Below are 305 nucleotides of genomic sequence, written 5' to 3' on the forward strand. Positions count from 1 at the left end.
CCCCAAACCCCCCCCCCCCAGATGCAGCGTAGTCTCGTGGGCTCGGAGATGTGTATAAGAGACAGGCCCATTTATAAGTCGAGTGGTTGTCTACTCTTCTCAAAATGTTTGAAAAATTCACATCGCCCATTAGAGAAACCTGATTATATTTCGTTTTTGCTTCTGCCACTCCGGCAGCAATACCTTCAGCTCCTTCCAGCTGTGCTTTTTGTGTAGTTTCACCTCGCTGATAGATCAGGCTGATGCCTACAACATGATTGATCTGCTTGTCTAAACTTACATAAGAATTGTATCCCCAATTGACC

1 protein-coding gene is annotated in these 305 nt (G+C 45.6%); it reads right to left on the reverse strand.

The annotated features are described in order from the left end of the window. Positions 1-305 (reverse strand): hypothetical protein (locus ACPYOJ_RS35045; RefSeq protein WP_481420335.1); only part of this gene is annotated, 305 nt, incomplete at both ends.

The organism is Rhizobium sp. SVR5-9E, assembly GCF_056755095.1.